This is a genomic window from Rhodococcus sp. IEGM 1318 (genome assembly GCF_033142465.1).
Classification (GTDB): domain Bacteria; phylum Actinomycetota; class Actinomycetes; order Mycobacteriales; family Mycobacteriaceae; genus Rhodococcus_F; species Rhodococcus_F qingshengii_B.
The window spans coordinates 431,684-449,278 of the sequence record NZ_JAWLSC010000003.1 but is presented as its reverse complement, the minus strand read 5'-3'; the positions used below and the strand labels follow the sequence as shown (position 1 = coordinate 449,278).

Sequence of the window (17,595 nt, the reverse complement as noted above, 5' to 3'; positions counted from 1 at the left end):
CGCGAGGGCAAAAGAATCTCGATGACCAGAAGTCGCTCACTCGGACGGGCCGGGCATGCCAGACTGTGACTCGATTCGCACACGAACGAAAGTCTGGGCACGATGGTTGATCCGTTGAGAGAGATCTGGCCTCCGTACGGAGTAACGATCACGTGTGGGCCCGTCACCTTGACCCCCGTGCGCGACGACCATTTCCCCGAACTCGCTGCGCTGGTCCGAGCCGGCATTCACCCTGCCGAACAGATGCCGTTTCTCGTCCCCTGGACGGTGGGCACTCCCGACGAAGTGTCGCGAAGATTCATCCAATACCACTGGTCGGTCCGCGCAGCGATGACCATAGCCGACTGGAAATTCGAAACAGCCATCGTTGTGGACCGAGAAATCGTCGGCTGTCAGGCGTTTGCAGCGACGGACTTCCCCAACAGTCGTACCGGTGAAACCGGTTCGTGGATCGGGCGCGAGTTCCAGGGCCGGGGTATCGGCACTCTCGCCCGACAGGCAATCTGCGCATTCGCATTCGACTATTTGGGCGCACGCAGCGTCGTATCGTCGGCGTTCACCGACAACCCCGCCTCGATCACGGTGTCAACCAAAGTCGGGTACCGCGCAGACGGCACGATAGAGGAGTTGGCTTCCGACGGCCGAATGACTGTGCGTCGTCTCTTCACCCTCAGTCGCGAAGACTTTGTCCCACCGCCGTATCCCGTCGAAGTGACCGGCGTGCGCGAGCTCAAGCAGATGCTCGGCATCGACTGAGCGAGTTACCCGCGCACAGCGACCACTTTTGTCGAGGCCCCCGGTTCCGACCTTCTGGCGCCCGCAAAAGCTCCCGGTCAGTCGACCCACAAGATCGGGCTCACCGGTACCGCGGACATGAATGACGATGTCGCATCTTTGATGGCGATCGCATATCAACAGAACGACCGCTAGGCCTCTCACACACAAACAGGCAGCCACTCACCGGCAGGCAGCACAAAAGTCCCTGTCCTCCTCGTCGGAGAACAGGGACTTCTTCACCGCGGGGGAAGGTCGCTGCGATGTGTCAGCTCAGGCCGAAGATCGCGCCGATGATGGTCCGAGCAGCCTCGAAGAGCGCGTCGACGGACGGGACACCGATTTCAGAGCTGATGGAAAAAAGGGAACCCAACATACGATCCTCCGGAGATAGTTTCTGAATGGCTTACTGCCACAAGGCAAATGCTACGGGTTCTACTTGCGGAACGGAAGGACGGGGACCCCGGGTGTGACAACTCCGGACCAAAGTCCCGGCGCCGCAGATCTACTGCACCCCAGTATGATTGCGCTTCCCCGCTTCGGATTCGATGCTTTGGCGATCGTCGACGAGGACTTTCGCAACGCTTGCCAAAACCTCCATGCTCGACATTTCCGAGTGAGAGCAGTCGACCAGATACGTTCGCAACGACCCAGCCAGTTCGGACCACTTTTCAACCAAGTGACGATGTTCAGGCAGATCATGCTGCGCCACAAACAGCTCCACAGACCCCGAATAGGACCTCGGCCCGTGATCCCGGACGATTCGCGACAGTTTTTCCACCCGGCCCACTACCGATTCGAGAACCGAATCGGTGAGGAAATCCATACCGGTCTGCCTTCGGATCTCTGCTGCGACGTCGACGAAAGTCACTGCTGCAGTCGCAGTTTCAACCTCCGCCAGTCCGATCTGCGCGAACAGTTCGGAAGGCTCCGGAGCTGCTTGTACAGACGGCATCATCTCCGGCAGCAGTGCATCGAGCATTGCAACCGAACCGACCAGATCGCCGGCCTCCTCGAGCTGGCACGCCATCTCGAGCGCGATCGTTCCGCCGGCAGACCACCCCAGCAGATGGTATTCACCCGACGGTTGCACCATCCGTACGGCATCGACGTACCCCGACGCCAACTCCGCCACCGTGCCAGGTAGCTCACCTGCTCCCGTTGCCTGGATGCCGTACACCCGTCGACCTTCGAGCCGACCGACGAGTCCGACGTAGCACCAGGCAATTCCACTGACCGGATGCACGCAGAACAACGGCGGCCGTACGTCGTCAGGATTGCCGCCCAACATGACGATCGTGTCCAGCGGATCCGAATGAAACGAATCACCGTCCAAGACATCGGCATGATCGAGATCCAACCGAGAGGCAAGCTCGGCCACAGTTCGGTCGGTGAAAATCCATTGAACAGGGAATTCCCTGTTCAGGGCCTCACGCAAGCGCGAAGCCACCTGAACGGCTCCCATGGACGTACCGCCGAGTTCGAAGAAGTCGTCATGACGGCCCACCGATACCGCGCCTGTGACACTCTCGAATGCCTGTGCCACTTGACGTTCGGTAGCCGAGACGGGTCGATCCGCACTCGACCCTACCTGCGGTGCAGGAGCAGGAAGAGCCGCGACGTCGATTTTCCCCGATGCGAGCAACGGGACCCGGTCCACCACCGTTACCGAAGAAGGCAGCAGGTGTTTCGGCAGCGAGCCGGAGACAAAGTCGCGCAGCTCCCTTTCCGTCGCCGAATTATTCTCCGCCAGAGTTACATACGACCGAAGCTCAGCGGACCCGCGCCCGTCGTCGGTGACAACGGTAACCGAGAAGGTCACTGCTCCATGGCTTGACAGAGCCGCATCGACCTCCGCCGGTTCCACGCGAACACCCCGGACCTTCACCTGTGCGTCGTTGCGACCCAGATACTCGAGCGCTCGGTCGTGACGCCGACGACGAACAAGGTCACCCGTGCGATACATCCGAGTCCCCACCGCGGCGGGATCCGCGACAAAGGGATTGGCCACAAAACGATCAGCAGTCAAACCCGGGGAGGTGACATACCCCCGCGCCAAATTCTCACCGGAGAGGAAGAGCTCTCCCACCACGCCATCCGGAACCGGACGTAACCTTTGGTCGAGAACAAGTGCCGTCGTACCAGGTACCGGAGTGCCGACAGTGACGTCCCCATCGATAATCGGGTGCGAAATCGATGCCGCGACCGTTGATTCGGTCGGTCCGTACCCGTTGACGATGTGATGTCGGCTCGACCAGGCCGACGCAAGGCGGGCAGAGAGCGGCTCTCCCATCGATTCGACGATCAACGGTTGCACTGAATCCGGATCGACCGTGGCCAGGACGGTCGGCGTCACGATCAAATGCGTGACGTCGGCAGCCACCAGCAGACTCGTGAGTTCCTCTCCCCCGTACACGAAGTCGGGAGCCAGAATCAACGTTCCACACCCCGCAGCCGCCAGAAGAATCTCTATCACCGACGCATCGAAGGTCGACGACGCCAATTGCAGGACTCGGGTGCCACGATCGAACTGGGCGATCTCGGCGTGCGCCGTGTAGACATTCATGATTCCGCGATGTGAAACCTCGACACCCTTGGGTCTTCCCGTCGAACCCGACGTGTAGATGACATAGGCAAGGTTGTCGGGACGAGCCGGCGTGGCCGATACCTCGGTAGCCTCACTCACAGTGCGTGATTCATCCATCGACAGCCACTCGACGCAATCGGGCAAACTCTCGGCTGCACCTTGTGCTGTCAAACCGACAACCGAACCGCACTCCTCGACCATCGTCTGCCGGCGCACTGTCGGCAGCGCCGGATCGAGCGACAGCCACGCTGCGCCTGCCCGCGCCACTGCCCACAACGCAACGATCCACAGATGTCCGCGACCGAGCGCAACGGCGACGACGTCGTCAGGCCCGATTCCCCGGCCCACCAACTCGCGCGTCCAGTGCGACGACGCCTCGTGCAGGTCGCGGTAGGTCCAGAGTTGGCCGTTCTCTTCCAGAGCTACTCCGTCGGGTGCCTGACACAGTGCACGTTCGAAAATGTCGGCAATCGTCAAAGGATCGACGGTGCGGGGATTCGCAGCGGTCAGCGCCGAGCGTTCGAATCCGGACAACAATTCGATCTCCCCGACCACTATCTCGGGTTCGGCTATCACTGATTCGGCGATACGTGTCACCCGCTGCATGAACAGTTCCGCGGTCGACTTCCGGAACTTGTCCGTGGCGTACAGCAATCGAATGGTGAGACTGTCACCGGCGTCGACCAGATCCCACGTCAAGTCGTAGCCCGTCGACGCCCCTGCGATGTCGATGTCAAAGGCAGATACCCCATCGATCTGCGGCAACTCGAGCGCTCGTCGATATGCCAGCATGACGGTGAACAGTGGATGCTCGTTCATCCTGCGCGGCGGATCGACCTTTGCGACTACATCGTCGAACGAAACGTCCGCGTTCGCCATTGCTTCCAGATCTACGCGGCGAACCTCGTCCAAGACTGCTGTGAAGTGGTCGGCGGAGTTGATCCTCGTGCGCAACGCGACGGTGCCCACCATCATGCCGGCGACATTCAAAAGCGCCGGATCGTTGCGCAGACTCACCGCTGCTCCCACAACGACGTCATCCGTGACGGACTCACGAGCGAGCAGCACGGCAATCACGCTGTGGACGACCATGAATACCGTGACGCCGTGCGAACGGGCCAACGCCGACAACGCGTCGTAGGTGGTGCCGTCGAGGACTTCCGTCACCATCTCGTCGGATCGTGAGGACAGCAGACTCCGGGGTCTGTCGACGGGTAGAGCCAACACATCCTCGACGCCACGAAGGACGTTCGACCAGTAGTCGAGTTGCCGGTGAGCCACGCTGAGAGAATCCTCGGAATCACCCAAACTCTCTCTCGCCCAGAGACTGTAATCGCCGTAGCTGATCCCGTCGGCGGAGCGATCCCATTCTTTTCCAACTGTCCTGGCCTTGAAGGCTGCCGCGAAATCGGCCAGGATCGGGCCCATCGAAGCACCGTCGATTGCGATGTGGTGAACAACGATGGCCAGGACAGTCGATCCTGCAGAGTTGGCTCCTGCATTCTCGGTGAATACACGCACTCGGAACGGAACGTCTCGTTCGAGATCGAACTGCACATTCGCGAAGGCCTGAGCGCTCGCACGGATATCGTCGACCTCCACCGGGGTGAGATCGAATGCAACAGAATCTATTTCAACCTGTTGTGGACCGAATTCACCTGGAACCAACACAGTTCGCAGTACGGCGTGGCGATCGACGACGTCACCGAGTGCGGTGCTCAAGACCGAACGATCGATGCCGTCTGCCAGGATTGCTGCAAACGTCAGGTTGTACGCGGTCGATTCCGGCTGCAGCTGATTGATCAGCCAGAGTCGCTGTTGAGAGGGCGCCAACGGCGCGGGCATCCCGGGATCGCGTCGAGTCAATTCGCGGCGCGTGCCGTCGGATGCGCTCGACGAAAGCCACTGAGACATCGCTCGCGGTGACGGATGGTCGAAGACGGCTCGAACAGGCACGTCACGGGCGAAGATCGAGGCGAGTCGACCTGCCACCGCGGCCGCGGCCAACGAATCACCACCCGATTCGAACAGGTTGTGCAGAGCGCCGAAGCTTCCGGACACGTGTTCCGACATGACAGCGGTGACGAGTTCCTCCGAAACCGTCACTGCTGCGTCGGGTGCCTGGCTCTCGAACACATGGCGCCGCAACGCGTCTGCGTCCAGCTTGCCGTTCGACGTGAGCGGGATCGACTCCAACACGACTACTCGGCCGGGCATCAGATACGCAGGCAACATCGCTGCCAACTCGATTGTCAGCTGACCCGACTCCAATGAATCACCAACCGCGCATGCCACAGCGATCTCGTCGACAAGAACAACCGCAGCGGCCTCGACGCCGAGGCACCGACGCAGGGCTGATTCGATCTCGGCAGGCTCGACGCGGATTCCTCGCACACTCATCTGGCGGTCGGAGCGTCCGACAAATCCGAGGGTGTCATCGGTGCGGCGGTGAACCAGATCACCGGTCCGATAGCGGCGGCGCCCACCTGGTGCGGCGACAAACGAACTGGCGGTGCCGGCGGGATCTCCGGCGTAGCCCATCGCCAGTCCGGGTCCGCTGACGTACAACTCACCGATCCCGGCCCATGGCACCGGATGCAGTCGCGTATCCAGTACCTCTGCACCGATTCCGGTGAGCGGGACTCCGATGGTCACCCGATGATCCACCTCGGCAACAGTCGTGACCACGGTGCATTCCGTCGGTCCGTACGCATTGAGCATTCGCGCACGGCGACTCCACGCGCGCGCGGTGGAAGGTGAGAGCACATCGCCACCGACTGCCACCACCTCGAGCGAGTCGAACCGCTCCGGTGCCATGGTGTCGAGTACGGCCGGAGTCGACAACATGTGGGTAACGCCGCGTTCTGCAACAAACTCTTCGAGTGCCCGTCCCCCGAAAGCCTCCCGGGGCGCGACCGCCAAGGTAGCCCCGGCGCCGATCGCCAGCATCATCTCGAGGATCGCTGCATCGAACGTCGGTTTGTATCCATGCAGCACAACCGAACCCGAAGTCACGCCGTACTTCCGGATTGCGTCGTCGGTCAGAAGGCCCAGTCCTCGATGGGTGACTGCAACGCCTTTCGGTTCACCGGTCGATCCGGACGTGTGAACGACGTACGCAACTGAATCCGGATACTGCCGGCCGGGAACAGGACTGCGGTCGGAGAGCACTGTGCGTAGCTGCTTCAACCGTGCCGTCGGCAGGTCAGGGTCGATCGGCACGAATGCCGCGCCCGTTTTCGTGATGGCCAACATTCGGACCAGGTAAGCGATGGTTCGCACTGCCGGAATCTCGTAGACGGCGCCCGGTCCTGCCCCCCGAGCCACCAGTTCCCAGGCTTGAGCATCCGAGGCCGAGTCGAGTTCGGCATACGTCACCGTGCTCTGTCCGTCGTCGAGAGCAATGTTGTTCGGGAATCGAGCCGCCGTAGAGGCAAAGATCTCGGTGAGTGTCCGAGACGAATCGACCTCGACAGCAGTCCAACTGGGCGCCGCGCCCACCGCGAGATCCGAAACGAGTACCGGCACATCCTCGGCAATCGAGGTGAGCACTCTCGACAGATGTCGAGTAACCGCGTCGGCGCTCGACGGATCGAACGCGCTCGCGGCATAGACGACAGCGCCGGTCAACGATCCGTCGACAGCGGGTGCGAGCGAGACATGCATGGGGAACTTCGTTGTTGCGGTCTCGATTTCACGAGCCTCGATCGTGAGACCGGCCACCTCCACGGCAGGGACCGCAAAATTCTGCAGACCCAGCGCAACCTGGGGAGTTCGTCCACCGAGCAACTCACCAACCAATTCGGCAGGAACAGAACTGTATTCGAACGCTGCAACGTCAGCATCGAAAGCTGTAGCCAACAGAAGATCGATCGGCATGTCCCCGTCGATCCGCAGGCGCAGAGGCACCGTATCCACGAACATTCCGACCATGCCGTCGAGTTGGGGCGTACGCCGTCCGTCGACAGCGGTCGCGATCACGACATCTGGGTTCCCGCTCAGCTTGGCAAGCACCACGGACAACGCCGCATGAACCACCGCAAACAGCGAGACCTTCAACCGGTCCGCTCGCGCCTGCAGTGCCGAGGTGACGACGGCTGGTATCACGAAGTTCACTCGCCGCGCCACGGAAAGCGGTCCGTCGTCAGTGTGATCCACCGTCAGCGGCGACACAGACGTCACGCCGTCGAGTGCTCGGCGCCAGAACTCTTCGACGGCGGGGGGAACGTCACTCGCTGCCTCCCACGCGGCAAAATCTCCGTACTGGATCGGCAGCGGAGGCCATTGCGGATCCAGTCCAGCCCGGCGCTTGCCGTAAGCGGTCAGGAGGTCGCCGACCACAGTTCGCATCGACACCCCGTCGACTGCAATGTGATGAAAACTCACCGCCAGAACGTGTCTGACCGGCGACAGTTGGAGCAGCATCCATCGCACCGGCAGGTCTGCAGCTACGTCGAAACCGCGCGAGCCGAACTCTCGCAGCAGCACTTCGACCTCGATGTCGCCGACCAGTCGCGTTTCCACTGTCACCGAGGACGGAGGATCTACAACCTGAACCGGTGGAGTGCCCGGATACCGCGTTCTGAGGACGTCATGCCGACCGACAAGATCCGTCGCGGCCTGACGCAGCGCGGACACGTCGAGTTCACCGACGATCTCGATGCAGATCGGCAGGTTGTACGCACCGCTCGCTGTGTTCCGCTGATTGAGTACCCACATCGCACGCTGGTTTCGTGACAGGGGTGCGGGCGTGGGGTCGCGGCGCGGCTCAAGTCGGACAAGATCGGTCACCGAGTCGATCTGCTCGAGCGAATCGAGCCGAGCGGCCAACGCCGCAACCGTCGGATGCTCGAATACGGTCCTCAGCGGAACATCATGTCCCAGAGAACTACTCAAAAGTGACGTGACCTCCGCGGCCGAGAGCGAGTTGCCCCCGAGCGAGAAGAAGTCTGCGTCACGATCGTCCCCGTCTCCGCCCAGAACGGCGGCAAAAGCCGCAGCAACCAGGTACTCAGCGTCAGTGTCTGGGCCCGCTCGGCGGGAAGCATCGAGTGCCGGCAACGGTAGACCGTCGAAGTCGACCTTGCCGTTCCGCATCGGAAGGTCGCCCTCGATTTCGACGATGACATGCGGAACCATGTACGTCGGAAGAACTTCTGCAACGGCGACGCGAAGTCGACCCGTGTCAACTCTCTCGGCGCCTGAACTTCTCACGTAGGCGACCAACAGAGGGCTTCCACTTGCGGAGCTCCGAACTCCGGCGATGCAAAAATCGACGTGCGCGGCGGACTGAATGACTGCCTCGATCTCGCCCGGTTCTATCCGGACACCGTTGACCTTCACCTGTGCGTCAGTTCGCCCGAGATAATGCAGGCGATACGCATTGCGTTCGGGCTTCTGGGTTGCAGGTTTGGAGATCTCAGGCTTCCACATCACCAGGTCGCCGGTTCGGTACATCCTGGCGCCCGAACTGGTTGCCACGAATCGTTCCGCGGTTCGGCTCGGTTGGCCGGCGTACCCGCGTGCGAGCATTCGACCTGAAAGATACAGTTCGCCGGCAACTCCCGGCGGCACCGGTTCGAGTCGATCATCGAGCACCACCGCGTCGACCCCGGCCAGCGGACGTCCGACGGACCCGTCGTGACTGTCGGTCGACAAGTGTTCAATCGACAACGGTTCGGTAGCAAGCGAATACATAGTCGACTCAGCGGGTCCGTATCCGTTGATCACTCTGCGCCCGGGTTGCCAACGCTTCGCCAACGCACCGCTGAGCCGCTCGCCTCCGAACATCACCGTTACAAGGTCCGGCAGCGACGGATTGCCGATCGAGGCGACGACGGTAGGTGTGGCGCAGAGATGAGTAATACGCTCGCGCCTCAGCGCTGATGCGAGTCCCGAACCGAACAGTTCGTCGTTCTTCGCCAGGACGAGCGTCGCCCCGGACATACTCGCAATGAGCACCTCGAGCAACGTCATGTCGAATCCTGGTGCTCCGCGATGGAATACGCGAGAACCTCGCCCAGCAGAGAACCTACCGGGCAGGTCTTCGGCGATCACACCGAGCCCGCCGTTGGTCACGATTACAGCCTTCGGGGTTCCGCTCGTACCCGAAGTGAAGACTACGTATGCCGCAAGGCTGTCGGAACATTCCCGCGCCGAGTCTGTGTCCCTCTCACCACCAGCGTTCTCACCACCAGCGTTGCGGCCGCCGATCGCGCCGTCGCCCAGTGTTTCGAGGACATCGCGTAGTCGTGCCTGCGGGTGTTCCGGATCCACCAAAGCCGGGGCTGCCCCGACCTTCGCGATTGCCCACAATTGCACGATCGACGCAATGGACCGATCAGCAGTCCAGGCAGCGACCTGGTCGACTCCGACTCCCCGAGCGCGCAACTCGTCGGCTGCGACATCGGACTGGGCATCGAGATCCCGATAAGTCAGTGTGTTGCCCTCGCCCTCGACCGCCACAGCGTCCGGTGCGGATTCGACGACGAAGCGCAGCATCGAGGCAAGCGTCGTACCGGAACGTCGAGATTGATCAGGCCGGTCGGCCGCGCCGTGTGCGGGGACGAGAAGTGCTCGTTCCGCACTGTCCAACAGGTCGATTCGCCCTACGGCGATCTTCGAGTCGATCGACACGTGACCCAGGAAGCGCTCGAACCTGTCCGCAAAGCTCGATACCGTCAGATCATCGAATAGATCAGCGTTGTAGACGAATTCGAGCGTGAAACCGCCGCCGATCCCCGCATCCGTGACGTTGAGCTGCAGATCGAAATTTGCGTGCCTGACATCAGGAGCAATCTGTGTGACAGACAACCCCGGCACGGACCAGGCGGTGGGATGCACTGTTTGGAACGAGAGCGCCACCTGGAACAACGGGTGCCGCGAGCGCGATCGGGGAGGGTCGATCAGATCGACCAGCGATTCGAAGGGCATCTCTGCATGCGCGAACGCCGATACGTCGCGCTGGCGAACCTGCTCGACCAACTGGCCGAAGGACTTCGACGGATCGACTTCGGTTCGGAGAACAATCGTGCCGGCAAACATGCCGACGAGCTCATCGAGTTCAGGTGCGGTGCGTCCGGACACGACAGTGCCGACAACCACGTCACTGCTGCCGGTGTGCCTCGCCAGCAGCGCCGCGAGAGCAGCGTGGACAACCATGAACATGGTTGCGTTGTTCGATCGTGCCACCGCTTGCAGGCCCGTCCGGACGGGACCTGAGACGACCACTCGACAGCTCGACGCGCGAGCGGACGTCGAGCGTGGGTGGTCCAGGGGTAGCGTCACCTGCTCGGGAAGGCCTTCGAGAGCCTGCTTCCAGTAACTGGATACCGTGTCTGGAATCCCTGATTCCCTTTGCCATGCAGTGTAATCGGAGTATTCGAGTGCGAGCGGCGACCACTGCGGAGCTTGCTGCTCCGTGCGAGCGGTGTACGCGGCGGTGAAGTCACGTACCAACACTTCCAGCGATCGAGCGTCGGCGGCAATGTGATGGACAACGACGGCCAGGACATGCTCGTCGGGTGAAACCTGGAAAAGGGCCACCCGTACAGGCGGATCCGTGGTGACATCGAAGCCCGAGCCCACGAGTTGTGCAACGCGATTCTCGGCGTCCTCGCCCGCGAGTGCCTCGAGCTGAAGTGGCGGACTTGCTTCCCTGGCGTCGAGCACCTTCTGAACTGGGCGCTCGCCGACAACCGGGTACACGGTCCGCAGGGTGCGATGGTGCTCGATCAGGTCACGAATTGCCAGTTCGACTGCAACTACGTCCAATTCACCCGTCAGGCGCAACACGATCGGAATGTTGTAGCCGGCGGACTCTGTATCCAACTGATTCAGAATCCACATTCGGTGTTGGGAATCCGACAGCTGCACCTCCGTAGTGTCCGAACGAGGTACCAAGGACAGAGGCACCAAGGACACCGGAGACGCCTGCCCAGTGCCGATTCGGGCAGCAGCAATTCCGGCCAGCTGATCGACGAATGGGTGCTCGAAGACATCGCGGACGTCGAGGGTGCAGCCCAAGACGGCGTTCAGTCGCGACGAGAGTCGAGTGGCGATCAAGGAATTGGCCCCTTGATCGAAAAAATTCCGAGCCGGATCGACATTCGGAACGTCCATCAAATCGCTCAGGATGGCTGCGACTGTCTGCTCGAAGAAGTCTCGTGACCGCCGAGACGGCTGCGTGAGAGACACCGGGGTCGGCAGCGACGTACGGTCGATCTTGCCGTTGATCGTGACCGGCAATGACGCAAGCGTAATCAAAGCCGACGGCACCATGTACCCGGGCAACAACGAACGGGCAGTCCGCAATACGCCGTCGAGGTCGTGGCCGTTCTCCGGGGTGATGTAGCCGACCAATGTCGGCCCGCTGTCGAGTTCTCGCACCACCACCGCGGCCTGCTCCACCGACGTGTGAGCCAGCAGCGCGGACTCCACCTCGCCCGGTTCGACGCGGTAACCACGCAGAGCCATCTGACCGTCGACGCGGCGAACATATTCGAGTCGGCCGGCTCGCCAACGGACCAGATCGCCGCTGCGGTACATCCTCGAGCCGTCGAATCCCGGTTCAGGCACAAATCGTGAAGACGTCATCCCGGGTTGACCCAAGTAGCCTACGGCCAACTGCGGACCGGCAACGTACAGTTCGCCGACAGATCCCGGGGGGACGTGCGCGAGCGCGGTGTCCAGTACGTAGCTGCGCAAGCCTGGTAGCGGAGATCCGATCGGCGAGGCAGCTCCGTCGCCGACCGGCAGTTCGACACTGGTGACGTGAACGGTGGTTTCGGTGATTCCGAACATGTTGACGCCCCGCACATCCGGGTGCCGATCGAACCAAGCCTCCACGCGCCCGACGTCGAGGCGTTCACCGCCGAAAACAATCGACCGGAGCGGAAGCAGCATTTCCTGCGTGACTTCCGCGAACGCATAGAAGGCAGCCGGGGTCTGATTCAGAACGGTCACTCGTTCCCGCACAATCAGATCCACGAATCTTTCGGGTGAGCGCGCGACGTCACCGTCCACGATCACCAAGGATCCGCCAGTGGTCAACGCACCCCACATCTCCCATACCGAGAAGTCGAATGCGTACGAATGAAACATCGTCCACACATCTTCGGGCCCGAAGTCGAAGATCTCTCGAGTCGAGGCGAGCAGAGCCAACACGTTGCCCTGAGAGACCACCACGCCTTTGGGGGCTCCGGTTGATCCGGAGGTGTAGATCACGTATGCGGCGGACTCCAAGGGCGCAACTGGCCAGTATTCAGCCGCGTCAGCCGTCTCGTCGACGGATACGACGGCATGTTCGTACTCACCGAAACGTGTAGCGGAACTGGGCGTCGACAGAATCGCTTTCGGACGCGCATCGGCGAGGACGTACCGGATACGAGCGTCGGGATACTGCAGGTCGATCGGGACGTACGCGGCGCCCGCCCGAACGACCGCGAGAATCGCAACTACCAGGTCGATCGAGCGAGGGAGGCCGACGGCCACGCGATCCCCCACTCGAATTCCTCGATCGATCAAGGCGGCCGCGAGCGCCTCCGAACGAACTTGCAACTCTGCGTAGGTGACCCGAGAATTTCCACTCGTCACGGCGATTGCGTTCGACCGCTTCGTCGCGACCCCGGCGAACAGGTCGGACAGTGAGTTCGCACCAAGTGCGGGCGCCCGCACGTGCATTTGCAGTTCTTCGCGCTCGGCGACGCTGAGAACATCGATGTCACGCAACATAATTGACGAGTTCTCGGTGACCGAGTCGCACACTCGACGTAGTCGCTCGACCCAACCGCCTACGGTGGCCGCATCGAACAGATCATCGGCATATCGGAAGGTGCCCCTAATGCCGCTCGCGCCTCCGTCAACCGTGCGATCCTCGCGCACAGTCACTTCAAGGTCGAAGCGAGGGTGCGCGGGAGGTAGCGGAGTGCCGTGGGCCGTCATCGTTCCCAGCGCGATCTCGGGAGCTGAAGCCAGCGGATCGACAGCGAGAACCACGTGCAGGAAGGAATTCTTGTCGCCTGCGGCTCCACCGACCGCCCGCTCGACTACCCAGTCGAACGGGACGTCGGCATTGGACAGAGCCGCCACGTCGACGTCGCGTACTCGACTCAAGAACTCACCGAAGGTGTCTCCATCGAGCAGGAGCGTTCGCAGCGCCACGGTTCCGACGAACATACCGACGGAGCCGTCGAACGAAGGGTGTGTTCGACCGGACGTCGGGGTTCCGATGACAATATCGGGAGTACCGGTGATCTTGCTCAGCGCGATCGCAAGGCAGGCGTGCAACACCATGAAGGTCGTGCAGTCGTGTGCCCTGGCGATTTCGTTCAGCGCCGCGTGGACGCGCGAGGGCAATTCGAACGTCACGTCCCGCGCCGACGACGATTGGCCCGGCCGGCGGGATCTGTCCACGGGAAGCGCAAGAGTCGGATCAACGCCGGCGAGAGCTTTGTCCCAGAATTCCAGCTGGCGGCCAGCTAGGCTCTGCGGGTCTGCAGGATCACCGAGAACGGTTCTGTGCCAGGCAGAATAGTCGCGATAGTCGAGCGAGGGCGAAGCCCAGATCGGCGAACTCCCGGCGGCGTGGGCGTCGTACGCCGCGATGAGGTCGGAGACGATCGTCGCGAACGAAAGGCCGTCCAGGGCGATGTGATGGGCAACCACGGTCATGCGATGGTCGGCGTCGCTGTCCGAGGTGAGGATCAACCGCAAGGGCAATTCGGTCGCCAGGTCGAACCCGGCCGCAACCAAATCCGCTGACGCAGAGTCGTACTCTTCGGACGGAACCTCGATCAGGGTCACGGACGCCGCGGACGCAGCCTGGATCGGCCATGTGTCGTGACTCTGGTCGAACGAGAACACGGTGCGCAGGACGGGATGGCGATCAGTCAGGTCACCTACCGACTCCCTCATCGCCGATGCATCCAGAACACCACTGAACGAGACCTCGAACGCAATGTTGTACGCCGACGACTGCGGATCCAGACGGTTGAGTAGCCACAGACGTTGTTGTGCCGGAGAAATTTCCACGATGACGTCGTCCGAAATGCGCTGTGGTTCCACCAACCACTCCGCCCGACCCTCACGGATCTTCCGGGCCAGCCGCGCCGGCGTCGGGGCACCGAACACGTCCCTGACTCCAACCCTTCTTCCGAACGCGGAACTCACGCGCGCGGCGACGTACACGGCGTCGAGAGAACTACCACCCCAGGCGAACAAGTCGGAGTGCGGTCCGAGAACGCCGACGCCGAGGACCTCGGCCATCACCGAGGCAATCAATTCCTCGTCGTACTCGATTGTGCGGCTTACCGCCGAGCGCTGCTCGGCGACCGCCGTCGTCGTCGGTTCAGGGAGCGCTGAACGGTCTGTCTTTCCATGGCTTGTGACGGGCAACGCTGCCAGAATCGTCACCGAACTCGGAAGCATGGAACGCGGCAGTAGTGAGGCCAGATGGTCGAGGACCGCCTCCTGACTCAACGGACGAAGTCGGTCATCTCTGTCTTCGCTCACTGTCACATACGCTGCAATCGACCCGGATCGCTCCACCGCTGCTGCCTGCGAGACGCCAGGAGTCGACAGGAGCACGGCTTCGATCTCGCCCAGTTCGACGCGTACTCCACGGATCTTGACCTGTTGATCAGTGCGGCCCAAGAACTCGAGTTGACCGGCATCGTTCCACCGCACCACGTCCCCGGTGCGGTACATGCGCGCACCAGCGTCGGCCGTACCTATGGGCGCCGCGACAAAACGCTCCGCAGTCAGCGTCGGCGAAAGGTACCCACGCGCCAGTCCTTGTCCCATCACGTACAGCTCACCCGCGGCGCCGACCGGAGTGGGACGCAACCACGAATCCAACACCACAGCGGCAACGCCGTCGATCGGGCGCCCGATCGGTGTATCACCGCCAGGCACCAGCGGCTCGCTCATGAATGCCGCGACGGTTGCTTCACTAGGGCCGTACGAATTCACGATGTCGACGTGACTCGACCACGCATCGACGAGCGTCCCCGGCGGTCGCTCGCCGCCCACGTTCAACACTCGAAGATCCGGCAGTTCCCGAGGGTCCATCGTCAGAGGAACCGATGGTGTCGAGATCAGGTGCGTGACACCCTCGAGCCGCAAATAGTCTTCGAGGTCAACTCCGCCGATCAAACCGGGAGGAACGATCACGGCAGTCGCACCGCAGCCGTGAGCAAGCAGAATCTCGAGGATCGCCACATCGAACGACGTGGATGCCAGGAGCGCGACTCGAGACGAACTATCGATGTTCAATCGCCCTGCGTGAGAACGCACCAACGGCAAAATGCCTCGGTGCGTGACCGCGACGCCCTTCGGCCGTCCGCTCGACCCCGAGGTGTAAACCACGTAGGCGGTGTCATCCAGGGATAGGTCGGCGCTAGATGAACCGGCCCCCGCAGTTCGATCGATCGGCCCATCGACAGTTTCGTCGACTCTGGGACTGACGACGCAGACCCACGCCGGCACGTCCGCCGGATCGTCACCGACCACGACAGACACGTTGGCATCGTCGAGAATGAAAGCGACACGCTCGGAGGGTGTTTGAGGATCGACGAAAAGAACAGCCGCACCGGCCCGCGCTACTGCATGAAACGCAACTACGGAATCGGTCGAGCGCTGGGCGAGGATCCCGACGACGTCACCTCGGCCGACGCCGTTCTCTACGAGCAAGGCACACAGTGCATCCGCGCGAGCGCCGAGTCGGTCGTAGGTGATGTCCACACCTTGGTCGCGGATCGCGACGGCACTCCCCTGCCCTGCCCCGTCTCTGATGACCGCATCGAGCGTCGCGAATCCGCCCGTCCGCAGTCCTAGCGCGGGGACCAGATCTTTCAGTTCGTCCGCCGAGAGGACAAGGAGGTCACCGAGCGCCTTGGTGGCCGAGTCGAGGAATCCCTCGAGTAGCCGAACGAACTGACGATGGTGCATCGCCAGGTCACGTTCGCTGTACAGGCGCGGATTGGCTTCGAAGGACAGGCGAACGTTCTCCCCTGCGATCGACGGATAAATGCTGAAGAACAGATCTTCGGTGGGTCCGGATGTGAGGACGTGAAATTCACCGACGACGTCACCGAGCCGTATCGCTTCGTGAAACATCATGACGTTCACGGCCGGGCCCGTCGAGTCGCGGGATCCGCCCTGATCTCCCTGGAAACCCATGTCCTCGTAACGGAATCGCTGGTGCCGCAATGCGCCGGTCATCTGCACCGAGATCTCACGCACCAGCTCCCGTGGTGACAGATCCCGATCAAGTTGCGCACGAACAGGCACGATGTTGGACAGCATTCCGCCCGAACGTCTCGACTTTGCCGAGGTGCGGCCGGACACCGGCAGGCTGAGGACGACGTCGTCGGAATCAGTCATCCGACCGAGATAGGACGCGAATGCACCGACGAGGATCGCCACCTCGGACGTAGCCCACTCGGTCGCGACATCCGAAAGCTGTTTTGCAAGCGTTGGATTCAAGGTCTGCACCAACATACGCTGCGGCATGGACGTCAGCCCGGCGCCGTCGGCGAGGCGAACCGGGTGAGGAAGGCCCTCTGACATCTCCTTCCAGTACTGCTCGTCCGATCGATACCGCGCCGAGGATCGGTAGTCGACATCGAGGTCATGCATCGCACGTACCCCCACACCACCGAAAGGAGTCAGCTTCTTGCCGTGAACAAGATGCGAATAGCGCTCCGCCACTCGCGTGGTGAGTGTCATCGCCGCATACCCGTCGAGCACGAGGTGATGGGCATGTGAATACCAGAAAAAGTGGTTGTCTTCCAGGTGAAGCAGCGCCCCAGAGATCAGGCGATCGGACATCACGTCAAGTGGCCGTGAGTATTCCGCTCTCATCCACTCGTTCGCGCGCTCAACTGGATCGTCCTCGCTGCGTAGGTCGAGATATTCGAGATCGTCGAGGATGGAGTGATCGACGACCTGACGCGGCTCGGCATCAGTAGCGACGAGGCGAACGAACGCCGACTCCAATTCATGACATGCAGTATTCGTTGCCTCGATCAGCGCATCGACGTCAACCGGTCCTCGTAGCTCCACGTACTGAGCCACCACGAACGGAGTTGACGGACTCAGTTGCTGCGCGAACCACAGCGCGAGCTGAGCCCGAGACAACGGAAAAGCGCTCAACCCGTCACCTCACATTTCACCAGCCTTGTAATTCACGAACGTTCGGTGGCTGATCACGTGAATCCATGGGAGCGAACACC

At 61.9% G+C, this 17,595-nt stretch carries 2 protein-coding genes; one reads left to right on the top strand and one right to left on the bottom strand.

The features are described 5' to 3' along the window. Window positions 1-102: 102 nt before the first annotated feature. Window positions 103-756 (top strand): GNAT family protein, encoded by a 654-nt coding sequence (locus R4P65_RS10355; RefSeq protein WP_317826423.1) that lies wholly within the window; start codon window positions 103-105, stop codon window positions 754-756. A 523-nt stretch (window positions 757-1,279) separates the two neighbouring features. Here the strand turns inward: R4P65_RS10355 and R4P65_RS10350 are convergent. Continuing rightward, window positions 1,280-17,515 (bottom strand): non-ribosomal peptide synthetase, encoded by a 16,236-nt coding sequence (locus R4P65_RS10350; RefSeq protein WP_317826422.1) that lies wholly within the window; start codon window positions 17,513-17,515, stop codon window positions 1,280-1,282. Between the last annotated feature and the right edge of the window lie 80 nt (window positions 17,516-17,595).

Bases quoted from the DNA above. Each gene is read 5' to 3' on its own strand.
- R4P65_RS10355 (WP_317826423.1), top strand. From the start codon at position 103: ATGGTTGATCCGTTGAGAGAGATCTGGCCTCCGTACGGAGTAACGATC.